The following is a 15,283-nucleotide window of genomic DNA, read 5'->3' as shown; positions in this document are numbered from 1 at the left end:
GTCCGCTACCACCCGCGCCGAGGGCTCTCGCCCCGCCCAGGCGTAGTACCCCGCCTTCGACACACCGAGCACACGGGCCATCACCGCGATCGGGAAGTCGGCCTGGTTGGCGCTCATGAACCGGAAGACCCCGACGGCAGGACCCCGGTCTCCCGCGCAAACCAGGCCGTCGCGCGAGAGAGGATGTCACGCTCCAGCTTCAACTGCCGGTTCTCACGCCGCAACCGGATGAGTTCGTCGCGCTCGGTCGTCGTCAGGCTGGAATCGGCCGTCGGCGGCTTCGCCTCGCGCCGCCCCTCGCCGCGGTCAGCCTCCGTGACCCAGTTCTGGATGGTCTGGCGCGAGGGCTCGAACTCGCGGGCCAAGTCGGTGGGATCGCGGCCGGCGCGGACCAGATCGACCATCTGCCGGCGGAACTCGGCCGGGTATGCGGGGCGGGTCTTGGGCATCGGGGAAACACCTCACGCAAAAGCGTTCTCGGTGTCCACCAAACCGGGGCAATCCCAGTCGCCGCCGCGTCAAGGGCCTTGAAGACGTCGTGGTACGTGGCGTGGCAGGGCACCCGCTCCAGGCCGAGGCGGAACAGCGCCGCTGGCGGCAGCCGTCGGCCCCACCGGAACACGGCGCGCGGATCGTTGGGCCCCGACAGCATGGCGGCCAGAGACAGGGTCAGGACGGCGGGCAGTCCGTACTGGCGCCCTTTGCGGCCGCGCCGATCCGGGATGGCCGCGAAGTGATCCCACAGGCTGCCAGCGCCCACGACGTCCAGTGCTTCGGCCACGCCGCCCTTCAGGATCATCTTCCAGAGCCTGAATGAACCCGTCGCCGCGGACCGTCACCCCCTCAATCACCTTCTCTGAATCGCCCTGGGGAGATGGACAACACCAATGTGCAACTCGAGCGAGATATGCGAATATGGCGCCCCCGGGGAATGGCCTCGACAGGAAGCGAGGCAGCATCGCCATACCGAGCATTATTTTTCTGGAAAAAATTTTGACATATTTTTCTAATCACCAGCAAGTAAATACACGACAAGCATTCTAAGCATCTCATCGTACAGCTTCTACCTCACTTAATTCAGTGTCGAAGATCGCCGCAGCGTGCGGGGCACGGGCCTTCGGGATCAGCCCGGCGCGAACGTAGAGATCGATGTTGCGCTGCTCGTCAGCGATCACATCCGCGTCGATCGGCACGGTGCGGTACTGCGCCCGACCGAACCAGCGCAGCGGCACCGCATCGGGCAGGCCGATCAGCCGGGACCAGACCGCGGCGTAGGGCGCAGGGTCGCGCAGGGCCCAGGCGCGGGCTCGCGCGAGACGGGCGGCGTAGTCGGCGAGCAGCGGGCGTTTGTCCTTCAGCGCTGCGTGGCTCGCTACCGCGAAGCCGAGGCCCGGGGTGATGCCGTTGCCGTCGCGCACGACCCGCGCCAGCCCGGCGAGCTCGGCGGTCGAGGTGTAGGGCTCCCAGGTCGACCACGCGTCGACCGCCTCTGAGGCCAGCGCGATCTTGGCGTCGGCCGGCGGCAGGAAGCTGAGGGTCACGCTGTCGGACGGCAGACCCGCCTCCTCGAGGGCGGCGAGCACGAGCTGGTGGCCGATCGAGCCGCGGTTGGTGGCGATGCGCTTGCCCTTCAGATCCGCCACCGTCCGGACTGGCGAGTTCTTCGCCACCAGGATCGCCAGCCCGTCCTGGCGGTTGCGGAAGGCGAGGAACGCCTTCACCGGCACCCCCGCGGCGGCCGCGAAGGTGAAGGGGGCGTCACCGACCCCGCCCGCGTCGATCGCCCCCGCGTTGAGCGCCTCCAGCAGCGGCGCGGCCGCGGAAAACTCGCTCCATTCGAGCCGGTAGGGCAGGCCGTCGAGGACGCCCGCCGCCTCCATCAAGGCGCGAGCATTGCCACGCTGGTCGCCGACGCGCAGCACGTCTTCGGCGCAAGCGGGGGCTACGGCGAGGAGGGCGAGCGCGACCAGCGTGAGCAGGCGGCGCATCAGGCGGCCTCCGCCGCGCGGCCGTGCTGGGCGAGCAGCGCCTTGAAGGCCGGCAGCAGTTCGCGCCCGTACTGGACCGCGTCCTCCAGCGGATCGAAGCCGCGGATCAGGAAGGTGCGCACCCCGAGGTCGTGGTAGGCGAGCAGCGCCTCGGCGACCTGCTCCGGCGTGCCGACGAGGGCGGTGGAATTGCCCGCCGCCCCGGTCTCGGCGGCGATCGCCGTGTAGAGCCGCGTGTCGAGGCGGGAGCCCTGCGCCGCCGCTGCGAGCAGCCGGCGCGAGCCCTCGTTCTGCGGCGCCGCCGCCGGGCCGAGGCCCCGGGCGGCGCGGACCGCCCGGGTCCGGGCCAGGATCGCCTCGGCGCGCGCCCACGCTCCCGCCTCCGTGTCGGCGAGGATCGGCCGGAAGGACAGACTGAAGCGGAGCTCGCGCCCGTGCGGGGCCGCGGCGGCGCGGACCCGGCCGATCAGGTCGCGGACCTGGGCTTGGCTCTCGCCCCACAGGGCGTAGGTGTCGGCGTGGCGCCCGGCCACCTCCAGGGCGGCGGGCGAGGCGCCGCCGAAATAGACCGGGATGCCGGAGATGGGCTTCACCTCGGAGAAGCCGCGCGCGACCCGGTGGAACGTGCCCGCGTAGTCGAACGGCTCGGCCGCCCCCCAGCTCAGGCGGGCGATGTCGAGGAACTCGCGGGTGCGGGCGTAGCGCTCATCCTTGGTGAGGTGGTCGCCGTCCTGCGCCAGCTCGCGGTCGTCGCCGCCGCTGATCACGTGGATCGCCACGCGCCCGCCGGTGAGCTGGTCCAGCGTCGCGAACTGGCGCGCGGCCACGGTCGGCGCGGTGAAGCCGGTGCGGTGGGCGATCATCAGCCCGAGGCGCTCGGTGACCGCGCCGATCTGCGCGGCGAGCAGCAGGGCGTCCGGCGTGGTCGAGTGGAAGGCCACGAGCACGCGGTCGAAGCCGCCCCATTCGTGCGCCTGCGCGAGGAGCTTCAGGTAGTCGCGGTCGATCGGCGGTCCCTCCGCCGGGTGGATCTCAGAGGTGTGCCGCGGGGCGACGTAGCCGATGAACTCGATCGTCTCGGGCGGAAGCAGGCTCATGGAGGTCTCCTACGATGCTGTCAGAGGCCGAGGGCGGCGCGGCCGGCGCCCGCGTGCACGGCGTCGGCCTGCGGCCAGTGGATCCGGGCACAGAGGACGTCGCGCAGGTGCCGCTCCAGCGGATTCTTCCGCGACAGGCCGGCATTGCCGGACAGCTCAACCGCCCGCTGCACGATCGCGATGGCGTTCTCGGTGACGGTGAGCTTCACGAAGCCGGATTCCTGCGGAGCCGGCGGCGTGTCGGCGTCGGTCTCGGCCGCGAGTCCGGCGACGAGGCGGGCGTTCACGGCGATAAGCCGCTTGTTCTCGCCGGCCGCCTCCTGGAAGCGCGGCAGACTCGCGAGCGGGGCGCCGAGGCTGCCGGGCGCCCGCTCGCGCAGGTAGCGGAGGAACCAGCCCTGCGCTGCCCGGGCCACCCCGTCGTAGAGGGCGGCGAGCAGCGTGCAGCTCCATGCCTGCTGTTGGGCGTCCGGGCGCTTCCACGCCTCCGGGGGGCGCAGGTCGACGGCGTGGTCGCCCGGCACGAACACGTCCTCGAACACCGTGTCGTGGCTGCCCGAGGCGCGCAGACCCATGTGGTCCCAGGTCTCCTCGATCCGGATCCCGGGCGCGTCGAACGGCACGAGGACGTTGCCGACCCGCGGCGCGTCCTCATCGGTGCGGACGAAGACGACGCCGTAGGCGAGCGTCGGCGCGCCGGTGGAGTAGATCTTGCGGCCGGTGATCCGCCAGCCGTCGCCGTCGCGCCGGGCGCGCGTGGCCGGCAGGCCGCCCCGGGACGGGGTGCCAAGTTCCGGCTCGACCCGCAGGGCGTTGATCAGGGCGCCGCGGGTCGCCGTCTCCCGTCCGACCGCGTCGGCGAGAGGGCGCGGCCAGGACGAACCGTCCCGGTGTATGAGGCCGTGCTGGATGAGGGTCATCGCCAGCACGAGGGCGGTCGCCGGGTCGGCGGCACCGATCGCGCCGACGACGGCGCTGGCGCGCACCAGCCCCGCGCCGCCGCCGCCGAGCCGCCGGGGTACGGTCAGCCCGACGAGGCCGGCCGCGTGCAGGGCGGCGAGGTTGCTGTGCGGGACTGTGCCGGCCCGGTCGTGCTCGGCGGCGCGGGCGGTGAAGTCCTCGGCGAGCGTGCGGACGGGGTCGGGCGGCGGGACGGCGACGGTCATCGGAATTTTTTGGGCACGCGGGCCGCCGCGGCGGATCCGGGAGCCCGCCCCTAGGGTCGAACCGGACGGGCGGGCCGTCAACGAAGCGGATTTTCAAAGATCCGGTCGCCGGAAGAAAGTTCTTACCGCCGGATCGGGCAGTCGAGGACGAAACTGTCGTTCCCGTTCGTTCTCGAGCACGATGCTTCGTCCTCGCCACCGGGCCCGCGCGGCGCCGGAATACAGAGCCGCGCCGCGGAAGGTCTTCGCGAACGGACCGGCCATCTCCGGACCACCGCGCCTCCGGATCCGTGCGAACGTTCTCGCAAACGGGCGCCTCGCGAGCGGGTCGTCATCGAACGCGGCCGAAATTGAGAAGACGATTTCGTTGACATCACAGTCTTGCGATTGAAGACTACTGGTCACGGTCGCTCCGCGCACCGCTCCCAAAACCTCACCCGACAACACATCACGCCAGGAAGCCGCCCGATCGTTCGGGCGGCCTCGCCTGCGCGTCGACCGTTCTCAAGCCCGCCGCCGCGCGGGCACACAAACCTGCCGCCGCGCGGCATCGGAGACTTCTGCGATGGACGAGTCACTGCGCCCCGGCCCCCTGCCGTCGCGCCGCTTCCTGCTGCGGGCCGCGGCGGCCGCGGCGGCCCTGCCCCTCGGCTTCGGCGCCAGCAGCGGCCGGGCCTGGGGGCCTGGGCCCGCTGCGCCGTTCGATCCCGGCCCGCTCTGCCGCCCCGCCGCGGCGGAAGAGCCCGCGGGCGCGCTGAAGCCGATCAAGCTCGCCTGGAACGCCACCGCGATCTGCACCGCGGCCGCGCCGCTCGCCAAGGAGCGGGGCATCTTCGCGCGCCACGGGCTCGACGTGGACTTCGTCAATTTCGGCGGCTCGACGGAGGCGCTGCTGGAGGCCATCGCCACCGGCAAGGCGGATGCGGGCATCGGCATGGCCCTGCGCTGGCTCAAGCCCCTGGAGCAGGGCTTCGACGTGAAGATCACCGCCGGCCTGCACGGGGGCTGCTTGCGCCTCCTGGGATCGAAGGCCGCGGGCATCACCGAGATCGCGGCGCTCAGGGGCAAGACCATCGCCATCAGCGATCAGGCAAGCCCGGCCAAGAACTTCTTCGGGTTGATGCTCGCCGAGGCCGGGATCGACCCGGAGAACGGCGTGGAGTGGCGGCAATACCCGGCCGACCTCCTCAACCTCGCCGTGGAGAAGGGCGAGGCGCAGGCGCTAGCCGATTCCGACCCGCGCACGTGGATCTGGCTGAAGGATCCGCGCTTCGCCGAGGTCGCCACGAACCTCACCGGCGCCTACGCCGACCGCACCTGCTGCGTCGTGGCGGTGCGCGGCAGCTTGATCCGCAACGACCGCGCCGCGGCGTCCTCGCTGACCCGGGCGGTGCTGGAGGCCGGCCACCGCGTCCACGCCGATCCGGAGGACGCCGCCCGGATCTTCGCGGGCTACGGCGGCAAGGGCTCGGTGGAGGATCTGGCCGCCATGCTGCGCAGCCAGCACCACGACGACCGCCCGGTCGGGGCGGACCTCAAGCAGCAGCTCGTCCTCTACGGGGAGGAGCTGAAGCGGGTGAACGTCCTCAAGCGCACGACCGACACGGCGAAGTTCGCCGAGCGGGTCTACGCCGACGTGCTGAGCTGAGGGGCGCGCCATGGCCAGCCTGACCGGCACCGCGGGCGCCGTCCCGGACCGTCCCGCCCGGCGCCTCCCGGCCCCGCCTGCCCGCGCGCTCGCGGCCGGCGCCGCGTGGCTCGCGCTCGCCGGCGCCACCTACGCCCTGCCGGAGGAAGGGGACTTCCCCTACACGGCGACGTTCGCGGCGGGCGCCCTCGGCATCGGGCTGGCGCTGCCGCTCGCCGCCCTGCTCTCCTCCGCCCGGCTTTCGGGCCGCCTGCAACGGGCCGGCGCCCGGCTCGCGCACGGGACTCCCTGGCTCGCGGTGCTCGCCCTCGCCCTCCTGGCCTGGGAACTCGTCACCGCGAAGTTCGCGCTGCTGCCGATGCCGTTCTTCCCGCCGCCCCAAGCGATCCTGGAGGTGTTCCTGGACGACTGGCCGAAGCTCGGCGGCAGCATCCTCGCCTCGCTGAAGCTCCTGGCCGGCGGCTACCTGTTCGGGGCGGCCGCGGGCTTCACGCTCGGCGTCGCCGTCGGCTGGTCCAAGGCGGTGGGCTACTGGGCGCACCCGGTGCTGCGCTTCGTCGGGCCGCTGCCGGCCACCGCGTGGCTGCCGCTCGCCTTCTTCGTGTTCCCGTCCTCCTGGTCGGCAAGCACCTTCCTCGTGGCCCTGGCCACGGGCTTCCCCGTCACCGTGCTGACGTGGTCGGGGGTGGCGGGGGTCAACAAGGCGTACTTCGACGTGGCCCGGACGCTCGGCGCCTCGCCCCGCTTCCTCGTGCTCCGCGTGGCGATCCCCGCGGCGCTGCCGCACGTGTTCGTCGGCCTGTTCATGGGGCTCGGCGGCTCGTTCGCGGTGCTGGTGGTGGCCGAGATGCTCGGCGTGAAGTCCGGTCTCGGCTGGTATCTGCAATGGGCGCAGGGCTGGGCGGCCTACGCCAACATGTACGCCGCGCTGATCGTGATGGCGCTGATGTGCTCCGGGCTGATCACCCTGCTGTTCCGCCTGCGCGACCGGGTGCTCTCCTGGCAGAAGGGACTGGTGCAATGGTAGCCGCGACCCTCGAACGTCCCCTCCCCCGGGCGGCGGACCGGGAGGCCGGCGCCCGGTTGTCGGTGGAGGGTGTCAGCCACGCCTTCGCCATCCGCGGCGCGGCCCTGCCGGTGCTGGACCGGATCGGCCTCGCGGTCGAGCCCGGCGGCTTCGTCGCCCTGCTTGGCCCCTCGGGCTGCGGCAAGTCCACGATGCTGCGGCTCGTGGCGGGGCTGGAACCGCCGGATGCCGGCCGCATCGCCGTCGACGGCGCCCGCGTCGCGGGGCCCGATCCGGCCCGGCTCCTCGTCTTCCAGGACCCGACGCTCTACCCCTGGCGCACCGTGCGCGGGAACGTGGCGCTCGGCCTCGAAGCCCGAGGCGTCGGCCGCGAGCGGGCGGCGCGGGCCGACGCGGCCCTGCGGCTCGTCGGGCTCGACGGGTTCGCCGAGGTCTACCCGCACCAGCTCTCGGGCGGCATGGCCCAGCGCGCCGCCCTCGCCCGCGCCCTCGTCAACGAGCCGCGACTGCTGCTGCTCGACGAGCCCCTGGGCAAGCTTGACGCGCTCACCCGGCTCGCTATGCAGGCCGAGATCCTCCGCCTCTGGCAGGAGAAGCGGTTCACCGCCCTGCTGGTGACGCATGACGTGGAGGAGGCGCTGGTGCTGGCCGAGCGGGTGATCGTGCTCTCCGACCGTCCGGCGGCGATCCGCGCCGACATCCCGGTCGACCGGCCCTACCCGCGCCACCGCGACGATCCCAACCTCGTGCGGCTGCGCCGCGAGATCCTGGGCATCCTCGGCCAGCCGACCTGACTGGGCGACCCCGCCCGGTGCCGAGACCCGAACCCGCTCCTCCCGCACGCTGGCCCAGGCCCAGCCCACGCACGCAAGGTCCTCTCTCCATGTCCGCGACCCGCAGAGTCCTCCTGGCCGCCGGCCTCGCCCTGGCGGCCCAGGTCGGGCCCTTCGGGCGGGTCGCCCTCGCCGAGGACCCCAAGGAGGTCCGCCTGGACTGGGCGACCTACAACCCGGTGGGCCTGCTCCTGAAGGAGAAGGGCTTCCTTGAGGAGGCGCTGGCGCCGAAGGGCATCAAGGTCCGCTGGGTCCAGTCGCTCGGCTCCAACAAGGCGCTGGAGTTCCTGAACGCGGGGGCGATCGATTTCGGCTCGGCGGCGGGCGCGGCGGCCCTCGTCGCGCGGATCAACGGCAACCCGATCAAGGCGATCTACGCCTTCTCGCGGCCCGAGTGGACGGCGCTGGTCACCCGCAAGGACACCGGCATCGCCAAGCCCGCCGACCTCAAGGGCCGGCGCGTCGCCGTCACCCGGGGCACCGACCCGCACATCTTCCTCATCCGCGCGCTCCAGGGTGCGGGCCTGACCGAGAAGGACGCCAAGCTCGTCCTGCTCCAGCACCCGGACGGACGCACCGCCCTCGACCGCGGCGACGTCGATGCCTGGGCGGGCCTCGACCCGATGATGGCCGCGGCCGAGATCGAGAACGGCGACGTGCTGTTCTACCGCGACGCGGCGGCCAACACCTGGGGCCTGCTCGACGTACGCGAGGACTTCGCCAAGGCGCATCCCGACCTCGTCCGGACGGTGATCGCCGCCTACGAGCGGGTGCGCGCCTACGCGCTCGCCAACCCGCAGGCCCTCGCCGCCGCCCTGGTCGCCGCCACGAAGCTGCCCGAGCCGGTGATCGCCCGCCAACTCGAGCGCACCGACCTGTCGCAGCCGGCGATCGGGCCGGCCCAGGCCGCGTCGATCAAGGCGGCGGGCCTCGCCCTCCAGCAGGCGGGGGTGATCCCGGCCGGCACGGACGTCGCCGCCGCCGTCGACGGCCTGCTCGACGCGCAGTTCAACCCCGTCGCCGCGCGTTGAGGATCGGGATGCCGCCGCTGCGGCGGGGCGGCCTTGCCGTCGTCCTCGCGCTCGTCCTGCCGGTGACCCTGGCGCTCGGCTGGGAGGTCGCGGTCGATACGGGTGCGGCGTCCGGCCGCCTGCTGCCGCCGCCGAGTCGGATCGGCGCGACGCTGGCGGACCTCGCCGCGTCGGGGGACCTTCTCACCCACGTCGCGGCGACTCTGGTCCGAGTCGGCCTCGGCTTCCTCTGCGGCGCCGCCGCCGGGATTCTGGCGGGCGCCGCGGTCGCCATGCTGCCCGCCGTGCGCCGGCTCATCGACCCGAGCCTGCAGGCCCTGCGCGCGGTGCCCTCGCTCGCCTGGGTGCCGCTGTTCATCCTCTGGTTCGGGATCTTGGAGACCCCGAAGATCCTGCTGATCGCCGTCGGTGTGTTCTTCCCCGTCTATGTCGGCGTGTCCGGGGCGATCGCTTCGGTGGACCGCAAGCTCGTCGAGGTCGGGCGCGTCTACCGCCTATCGCGCCTCGCGCTCGCCCGCCGCATCCTTCTGCCCGCGGTGCTGCCGGCGACGCTGGTCGGGCTGCGCACCGGGCTGGGCCTCGGCTTCCTGTTCGTCGTCGCGGCGGAGCTGATGGGGGCCTCCGAGGGCCTCGGCTACCTGCTGGTCGACGGCCAGCAATTCGGCAAGCCGGACCAGATCCTGGCCGCGATCATCGCCTTTGCCCTCGTCGGCAAGCTCGCCGACACCGTGCTCGTCGCGCTGACGCGGCCCTTGACGCGCTGGCAGGATACGGTGCGGGAGAGCCTGTGACGGCCGGGCCCGTTCCCGGCCCGTCGCGCGCGGCATCGCGGGCCGGTGTCGCGCGCCGTCGTGCCCCGCCTGCGCAAGAGACCGCCGTGCTGACCGTCGACGCCCTCTCGAAGACCTACGCGGACGGCACGCAGGCCCTGTCCGGCATCGGGCTGTCGGTGGCGCCCGGCGAGATCGTCGCGCTGATCGGCGGGTCCGGCTGCGGGAAGACGACGCTGCTGCGGCTGATCGCGGGGCTCGACCGGGCCAGCGCGGGGCGCGTACAGGTCGACGGCGAGACGATCCGCGAGCCTCACCCGAGCGTCGGCGTCGTCTTCCAGGAGCCGCGGCTGCTGCCCTGGCTCACCGTCGCGGACAACGTCGGCTTCGGCCTGGCGGATGTCGGCCGCGCGGAGCGCCGCGCCCGCGTCGTCCGGGCCCTGGAGCGGATCGGCCTGTCCGAGTACGGCCGACGCTGGCCGCGGGAGCTGTCGGGGGGTCAGCAGCAACGGGTCGCCATCGCCCGGGCCTTCGTTCCGCAGCCACGGGTGCTGCTCCTCGACGAGCCCTTCTCGGCGCTCGACGCCTTCACGCGCCGGGGCCTGCACGACCAGCTCCTCGACCTGTGGGCGGAGTCGAAGCCGACGATCCTGATCGTCACGCACGACGTGGGCGAGGCCGTGACGCTGGCCGACCGGGTGGTGGTGATGCGCCCAAGGCCGGGCCGCCTCGACGAGACCGTGGCGATCGGGCTAGCCCGGCCGCGCGACCCCGTCTCGGCGCGCTTTGAAGAGGCGGTGCGCCGGGTGATGGCCGCCCTCGATCGCTCCCTGCGCCCGGCGAAGCCCCGCCGCGACCTCTCTCCCGAGGGACGCGCCGGCTGGTGGTAGGCTCATGCTGAAGAATGGGATTGCCCCGGTTTGGATATTGCTGGCGAACCGGTTGAGACGGGCTGGGATGGCGAGCGCTTTTGGATCGAGGTGCAGAATGCGCTGTGATCCGAAGGTCGAAGATGTCCCTCCACCCCACGCTGGACACTGGCGTTTTGACATGAGCGACGAGCCCTCACGTCCGGGCGGTATCTGGTCCGGCGGCTTGACTTCACGCCGCACTCAGGTCGGCCATGTGGGACTCCGCTCCTGTGTCGAGAGTCCCTTCGGATCAGGCCTCGGCGCCCCGGACAGACCTGCGCAAGGGGGCACACTTCAGCGCCTATTCACATTCAGGCGGGTGGCGACCGTGTCGAACGCCGCCTGATAGACGCCGTGATGGACCTGGGGGATCAGCACGACATCGTCGGCGGGCGAGGCCGTCCAGTCACCGAACCACGTTCCGAAGGTGCGGTTGCCGTCCGTGACCGGCCGCAGGCGCGGCCCGGAGACGTAGTGCAGCCAGGGCATCGGGCTCTTGGTGATGCGGTAGGTGTAGGAGCGCGTCCGGTCGCAGAGCTGGATCAGCTCCTCGTTGAGGTGCCCCTCGCCGAACAGGAAGTCGCGCACGCCCGACACCTTGTCCGGGCGCGCGCCGCCCAGCATGTGCATGCGGGTGATGTCGGGGTGCCAGTCCGCCATGCCGGCGAAGTCGCGGATCACCGCCCAGACCGTCTCCACGGGTGCATCGATCACTGACGAGCAGAAGACCTTGTGGGGCGGCAGGCCCTGCCAGCGCACGGTGCCCCCGGGCTTCTGCGGAACCTCGCGGGCGATCCTCGCCTTCAGGGCGTCCCAGCCCGCCTTGAAGACCCCGTCGGCGATGATCCCGGCAAATCTGCCGGCATCCTCGGGGCGCTCGTCGAAGGTGGCCTCCCACTCGGCGAAGGTCGCGTCGCCGTTGGTGACCGGGATCAGCGCGACGCGGGCGCAATAATCCGCCACCGGGAAGGCCGGCGTCTCGAAATTGTAGCTGAAGCTGTAGCGGTGGTCGTCGAGGGAGAGCAGCCGCTCGCGCACCAGGGTGCCGTCGGCGAGGTGGAAGGCGCGCACGCAGCCGACCACGTCGGCGTCGAGCCCGTCCTCGATCGCGCTGCCGGTGATGCCCGGCACCCAGGACGGCAGGCCGTTGAAGTCGCGGATCAGCGACCAGACCGTCTCGACCGGGGCATCGATGATCGTGGAGGCGTAGGCGCGGGCCATCAGCGGGTCTCCGGGAAGGCGATGGACTTGAACGAGCGGGTCTGGCCGGTCAGGGCTGTCTCGGCCGGCAGACGCTCCATCGAGGAGGCGCCGTAGAAGCCGTGGCACAGACGGGTGTTGGCGAGCACGTAGGCGGCATCCTCCGGCGTCGCGATCGGGCCGCCGTGGCAGAGCACGATGATGTCGGGCCGCACGCACCGCGCCGCCTCGGCCCAGCCGTCGACCAGGGCGGGACAGTCGGCGAGCCTCAGCGCCGTCCCGGCGCCGATCGCCCCGCCGGTGGTCAGCCCCATATGCGGGACGATGATGTCGGCCCCCGCCCGCGCCATCTCGACCGCCTCCTCGGCGCTGAACACGTAGGGCGTGGTGAGCAGGTCCTTGGCGTGGGCGAGCCGGATCATGTCGATCTCCAGCCCGAACCCCATGCCGGTCTCCTCCAGGTTCGCCCGGAAGGTGCCGTCGATGAGCCCGACGGTGGGGAAGTTCTGGACGCCCGAGAAGCCCAGCGCGATCAGCTCGTCGAGGTACTGGTCCATGATGACGAACGGGTCGGTTCCGTTGACCCCGGCGATGACCGGCGTGTGGCGGACGACCGGCAGCACCTCGCGGGCCATCTCCTTCACGATCGCATTGGCGTTGCCGTAGGCGAGCAGCCCGGCCAGCGAGCCGCGCCCTGCCATGCGGTAGCGGCCGGAATTGTAGATCACGATGAGGTCGATGCCGCCCGCCTCCTCGCACTTGGCAGAGAGTCCGGTGCCGGCGCCCCCCCCGATGATGGGCTGGCGCCGGGCGATCATGGCGTGGAATTTCGCCAGCAGGTCGCGGCGGGCGTGGCGGGGCATGGGCTCAGGTCCTTTCGTGCGCGATGTCGCGGAACGCGGCGACGAGCGCCCGCGCGAAGGCGGGGTCGTTCACGGCGGCATCGACCTCGACGAGGCTGCGGTTCGGCGCCGGGCGCCAGCCGTCGCGGATCGCCGCGAACAGCGCGGCGTCGGCCTCCGGGTCGTGGAAGGGCATCCCCGGCACGTCGATCGCCGAGACGCCGCCGAGCGGCAGCAGGAAGCGGACCGGGCCCTCCATGCGGTTGAGTCGCTCGACGATGAACGCGCCGATCGCCCGGTTCTCCTCCGGGGTCGTGCGCATCAGCGTGACCTGCGGGTTGTGGACGTAGAGGGTCCGGTCGCGGCAGCGCTCCGGCACGGTCTCCCGGGGCCCGAAATTCACCATGTCCACCGCCCCGACGGAGCCGACATAGGGCAGCCGGGCGCGGATCGCGGCGCCGAAGCGGTCGGCCGTGCAGGGAAACACGCCGCCGAACAGGTGGTCGGCGACCTCGGTCGTGGTGATGTCGAGCAGGCCGGCCAGCAGCCCCGAATCGGCGAGCTTCTCCATCGACTGGCCGCCGGTGCCGGTGGCGTGGAAGACGTAGGTCTCGTACGTGTCCGCGAGCGCATCGCGGACCTGGGTGACGCAGGCGGTGGTCACGCCGAACATCGTGAGGCCGAGGCCCGGCTTGTCGGCCGGCGCCTGCGGCGGTGCGCGCGACGCCATGCCGGCCGCCGCGTGGGCGGCGTTGCCGATCACCCGCCGGGAGATCGCGTTGAGGCCGGCGATGTCGACGACCGCGTACATCAGGGCGATGTCGCTGGGACCGACATAGTCGGCGGTGTGACCCGAGGCGACCGTGGACACGACGAGCTTCGGCACCCCGACCGGCAGGGCGCGCATCGCCTGGGTAACGAGTGCGGTGTTGCCCGAGCCGCCGAGGCCCAGCACCGCGCCGATGTCGTCGCGCGTCGCGAGGAAGCGGGTGAGCGCCTCGGCCATCGCGGCGACCGCGGCGCCGCGGTCGCCGCCGCCGAGCACGGCATCGGCGCCACCCGGGTGGTGGGCCGCAACCTCGGCCGCCGGCACGTCCGCCAGGGCCGAGGCGCCGAGGGTGCCGACATCGATCAGCATCGCCCGCGTACCCGTCCCCCGCACGAGGTCACGGGCATAGACCAGCTCGGCCTCCTTGGTGTCGCAGGTGCCAACGACGTAGACGACGCTCATCCCGCTCCTCCCACAGTCGTTTCCGCCCTGTCGATTCCCGCGATCAATGATGTCCGGCCGCGACGCCGAGATAGCGCCGCTGCAGGTCCTCGTTCCCGGCGAGTTCGGTCGCCTGCAGCGTCGCGGCGATGCGGCCGGTCACCATCACGGCGACGTGGTCGCACACCGCCGTCGCCATGCGCAGGTTCTGCTCGACCAGCAGGAGCCCGATGCCCTCGGCGGTGAGACCGCGCAGCACCCCTGCGAGGTGGTCGACGATCACCGGGGCGAGCCCTTCGGAGGGCTCGTCCATGATGACGAGCCGCGGGTTCATCAGCAGGGCGCGGGCGATGGCGAGCATCTGCTGCTCGCCGCCTGAGAGCTGCGTGCCGCCGTTGCGCCGCCGCTCGGCCAGCCGCGGAAAGGTCTCGTAGGCGCGCGCCCGGGTCCAGCGCGCGCGCGGTCCCTGGTCGACGAGACGCAGGTGCTCGTCGACGGTCAGCGACGGGAAGGTGCGCCGGCCCTGCGGCACCAGCGCGATGCCGGCCCGGGCGACGCGGTTCGGGGCCCGCCCGGCGAGGTCGGTGTCGTCGAGGCTGATCTGACCCCGGCCGGCGACCATGCCCATGATCGCCTGGCAGAGGGTGGTCTTGCCCATGCCGTTGCGCCCGACGATCGCGAGGGGTTCGGGGCCGACCGCGAGGTCGACCCCCTGGAGGATGTGCGCCTGCCCGAAGCGGACGTGGAGGTCGCGCACCACGAGCATTCAGTGCCCCTTCCCGAGATAGATCGCCTGCACGGTCGGGTCGGATCCGATCCGGTCCGGCGTCGCCTCGACCGCGACCGCGCCGTCCTTCATCACCGTCACGATGTCCGAGGCGGGCAGGGCCACGTCCATGTCGTGCTCGACCAGCACGAGGGTGAGGCTGCGCGGCAGGCCCCGGAGCAGCGCCAGAAGCTCCGGCCGGTCGCCGGGTGAGAGGCCGGCGGCGGGCTCGTCGAGCATCAGCACCTTCGGGTCGCAGGCGAGCGCCATCCCGACCTCCAGTTGGCGGCGCTGGCCGTGCGAGAGGTCCGAGACCGGCCGCTCCTCCAGGTGCGTCAGGCGCATCCGCTCTGCGAGCCCCCGGGCGCGGGCGAGGTGCGGGTCGCCGCGCCCGGGCCGGCGGAACGAGAACCGGCCCGGCCGGCCGCCGCGCACCGCGAGGTAGAGGTTGTCGAGGACGCCGAGCCCGTTGAAGAGCAGCGAGGTCTGGTAGGTCCGCCCGATCCCGAGCCGCGTGCGCCGGTGGGCCGGCAGGCCGGTGATGTCCCGGCCGAAGAAGGCGATGCGCCCCTCGGTCGGTGGGAAATCGCCGCAGACGAGGTTGAACAGCGTGGTCTTGCCCGCGCCGTTGGGGCCGAGGACGGCCCGGCGCTCGCCGGGTGCAACGCGCAGGGTGACGCCGCGGACCGCGTGCAGCGCGCCGAAGCGGCGGCCGATCCCGGTGAGTTCGAGGGCGGGTTCGGGGGGCATGGCGGCTCGACCGGACTTGGAGGCCCGCGCCGGGACGCGGCGCG

General features: G+C 72.4%; 15 protein-coding genes and 1 pseudogene. 6 read left to right on the top strand and 10 right to left on the bottom strand.

Translation table 11 applies throughout. The annotated features are described in order from the left end of the window. Positions 1 to 113: 113 nt before the first annotated feature. The 5 genes and pseudogenes from Q8W71_RS28070 to Q8W71_RS28050 all read right to left on the bottom strand — a co-directional run bounded on the left by Q8W71_RS28070 (position 114) and on the right by Q8W71_RS28050 (position 4,251). Positions 114 to 449, bottom strand: coding sequence for a transposase (locus Q8W71_RS28070; RefSeq protein ID WP_305525919.1), 336 nt, complete (start codon positions 447 to 449; stop codon positions 114 to 116). A gap of 119 nt (positions 450 to 568) precedes the next feature. After that, positions 569 to 799 (bottom strand): annotated as a pseudogene (locus Q8W71_RS32995) (transposase family protein); the annotation flags it as partial. A gap of 250 nt (positions 800 to 1,049) precedes the next feature. Beyond that, the gene (locus tag Q8W71_RS28060; RefSeq protein ID WP_305528699.1) at positions 1,050 to 1,988 is read right to left on the bottom strand and encodes an ABC transporter substrate-binding protein; all 939 of its coding nucleotides are present in this window, start codon (positions 1,986 to 1,988) and stop codon (positions 1,050 to 1,052) included. Next, positions 1,988 to 3,085, bottom strand: coding sequence for an LLM class flavin-dependent oxidoreductase (locus Q8W71_RS28055; protein WP_305528698.1), 1,098 nt, complete (start codon positions 3,083 to 3,085; stop codon positions 1,988 to 1,990). Before Q8W71_RS28055 ends, Q8W71_RS28060 begins: the two co-directional genes overlap by 1 nt. A gap of 20 nt (positions 3,086 to 3,105) precedes the next feature. Further along, on the bottom strand, positions 3,106 to 4,251 hold the full coding sequence (locus tag Q8W71_RS28050; RefSeq protein WP_305528697.1) for an acyl-CoA dehydrogenase family protein: 1,146 nt from the start codon (positions 4,249 to 4,251) through the stop codon (positions 3,106 to 3,108). Positions 4,252 to 4,816: 565 nt separating this feature from the next. On the opposite strand from Q8W71_RS28050, the gene Q8W71_RS28045 reads away from it, so the two are divergent. From Q8W71_RS28045 to Q8W71_RS28020, 6 genes are all read left to right on the top strand, one after another. Beyond that, complete coding sequence (locus Q8W71_RS28045; RefSeq protein WP_305528696.1) at positions 4,817 to 5,899, top strand: ABC transporter substrate-binding protein; 1,083 nt, start codon at positions 4,817 to 4,819, stop codon at positions 5,897 to 5,899. 10 nt (positions 5,900 to 5,909) lie between these two features. Continuing rightward, positions 5,910 to 6,926, top strand: coding sequence for an ABC transporter permease (locus Q8W71_RS28040; RefSeq protein ID WP_305528695.1), 1,017 nt, complete (start codon positions 5,910 to 5,912; stop codon positions 6,924 to 6,926). After that, a complete protein-coding gene (locus Q8W71_RS28035; protein ID WP_305528694.1) occupies positions 6,920 to 7,720 on the top strand; it encodes an ABC transporter ATP-binding protein in 801 nt (266 codons plus the stop codon). Before Q8W71_RS28040 ends, Q8W71_RS28035 begins: the two co-directional genes overlap by 7 nt. 89 nt (positions 7,721 to 7,809) lie before the next feature. Continuing rightward, positions 7,810 to 8,790 carry an aliphatic sulfonate ABC transporter substrate-binding protein gene (locus Q8W71_RS28030; RefSeq protein WP_305528693.1) on the top strand — a complete coding sequence of 327 codons (981 nt, stop codon included), beginning with the start codon at positions 7,810 to 7,812 and terminating at the stop codon, positions 8,788 to 8,790. Positions 8,791 to 8,798: 8 nt separating this feature from the next. Continuing rightward, complete coding sequence (locus Q8W71_RS28025; RefSeq protein WP_305528692.1) at positions 8,799 to 9,581, top strand: ABC transporter permease; 783 nt, start codon at positions 8,799 to 8,801, stop codon at positions 9,579 to 9,581. Between the two features lie 86 nt (positions 9,582 to 9,667). Further along, positions 9,668 to 10,450 carry an ABC transporter ATP-binding protein gene (locus Q8W71_RS28020; RefSeq protein ID WP_305528691.1) on the top strand — a complete coding sequence of 261 codons (783 nt, stop codon included), beginning with the start codon at positions 9,668 to 9,670 and terminating at the stop codon, positions 10,448 to 10,450. A gap of 315 nt (positions 10,451 to 10,765) precedes the next feature. Here Q8W71_RS28020 and Q8W71_RS28015 read toward each other — a convergent pair whose 3' ends face one another. Genes Q8W71_RS28015 through Q8W71_RS27995 form a run of 5 tightly spaced genes read right to left on the bottom strand, consistent with a single transcriptional unit; the run spans position 10,766 to position 15,239 of the window. Then, positions 10,766 to 11,692 (bottom strand): SRPBCC family protein, encoded by a 927-nt coding sequence (locus Q8W71_RS28015; RefSeq protein WP_305528690.1) that lies wholly within the window; start codon positions 11,690 to 11,692, stop codon positions 10,766 to 10,768. Next, positions 11,692 to 12,534 (bottom strand): phosphoenolpyruvate hydrolase family protein, encoded by an 843-nt coding sequence (locus tag Q8W71_RS28010; protein WP_305528689.1) that lies wholly within the window; start codon positions 12,532 to 12,534, stop codon positions 11,692 to 11,694. Before Q8W71_RS28010 ends, Q8W71_RS28015 begins: the two co-directional genes overlap by 1 nt. A gap of 4 nt (positions 12,535 to 12,538) precedes the next feature. After that, a complete protein-coding gene (locus tag Q8W71_RS28005) occupies positions 12,539 to 13,744 on the bottom strand; it encodes a Tm-1-like ATP-binding domain-containing protein (RefSeq protein ID WP_305528688.1) in 1,206 nt (401 codons plus the stop codon). A gap of 43 nt (positions 13,745 to 13,787) precedes the next feature. Further along, positions 13,788 to 14,489 (bottom strand): ABC transporter ATP-binding protein, encoded by a 702-nt coding sequence (locus tag Q8W71_RS28000; RefSeq protein ID WP_305528687.1) that lies wholly within the window; start codon positions 14,487 to 14,489, stop codon positions 13,788 to 13,790. Next, the gene (locus Q8W71_RS27995) at positions 14,490 to 15,239 is read right to left on the bottom strand and encodes an ABC transporter ATP-binding protein (protein WP_305528686.1); all 750 of its coding nucleotides are present in this window, start codon (positions 15,237 to 15,239) and stop codon (positions 14,490 to 14,492) included. Between the last annotated feature and the right edge of the window lie 44 nt (positions 15,240 to 15,283).

This window comes from Methylobacterium amylolyticum, from assembly GCF_030700245.1.
Lineage (GTDB): Bacteria > Pseudomonadota > Alphaproteobacteria > Rhizobiales > Beijerinckiaceae > Methylobacterium.
This window is presented reverse-complemented; position numbering and strand designations above follow the sequence as displayed.

Coding starts and splice junctions, on each gene's coding strand:
- Q8W71_RS28005 (WP_305528688.1), bottom strand. CDS start 13,744: ATGAGCGTCGTCTACGTCGTTGGCACCTGCGACACCAAGGAGGCCGAG.
- Q8W71_RS28015 (WP_305528690.1), bottom strand. CDS start 11,692: ATGGCCCGCGCCTACGCCTCCACGATCATCGATGCCCCGGTCGAGACG.
- Q8W71_RS28025 (WP_305528692.1), top strand. CDS start 8,799: ATGCCGCCGCTGCGGCGGGGCGGCCTTGCCGTCGTCCTCGCGCTCGTC.
- Q8W71_RS28030 (WP_305528693.1), top strand. CDS start 7,810: ATGTCCGCGACCCGCAGAGTCCTCCTGGCCGCCGGCCTCGCCCTGGCG.
- Q8W71_RS28045 (WP_305528696.1), top strand. CDS start 4,817: ATGGACGAGTCACTGCGCCCCGGCCCCCTGCCGTCGCGCCGCTTCCTG.
- Q8W71_RS28070 (WP_305525919.1), bottom strand. CDS start 449: ATGCCCAAGACCCGCCCCGCATACCCGGCCGAGTTCCGCCGGCAGATG.
- Q8W71_RS28035 (WP_305528694.1), top strand. CDS start 6,920: ATGGTAGCCGCGACCCTCGAACGTCCCCTCCCCCGGGCGGCGGACCGG.
- Q8W71_RS28000 (WP_305528687.1), bottom strand. CDS start 14,489: ATGCTCGTGGTGCGCGACCTCCACGTCCGCTTCGGGCAGGCGCACATC.
- Q8W71_RS28060 (WP_305528699.1), bottom strand. CDS start 1,988: ATGCGCCGCCTGCTCACGCTGGTCGCGCTCGCCCTCCTCGCCGTAGCC.
- Q8W71_RS27995 (WP_305528686.1), bottom strand. CDS start 15,239: ATGCCCCCCGAACCCGCCCTCGAACTCACCGGGATCGGCCGCCGCTTC.
- Q8W71_RS28050 (WP_305528697.1), bottom strand. CDS start 4,251: ATGACCGTCGCCGTCCCGCCGCCCGACCCCGTCCGCACGCTCGCCGAG.
- Q8W71_RS28010 (WP_305528689.1), bottom strand. CDS start 12,534: ATGCCCCGCCACGCCCGCCGCGACCTGCTGGCGAAATTCCACGCCATG.
- Q8W71_RS28055 (WP_305528698.1), bottom strand. CDS start 3,085: ATGAGCCTGCTTCCGCCCGAGACGATCGAGTTCATCGGCTACGTCGCC.
- Q8W71_RS28040 (WP_305528695.1), top strand. CDS start 5,910: ATGGCCAGCCTGACCGGCACCGCGGGCGCCGTCCCGGACCGTCCCGCC.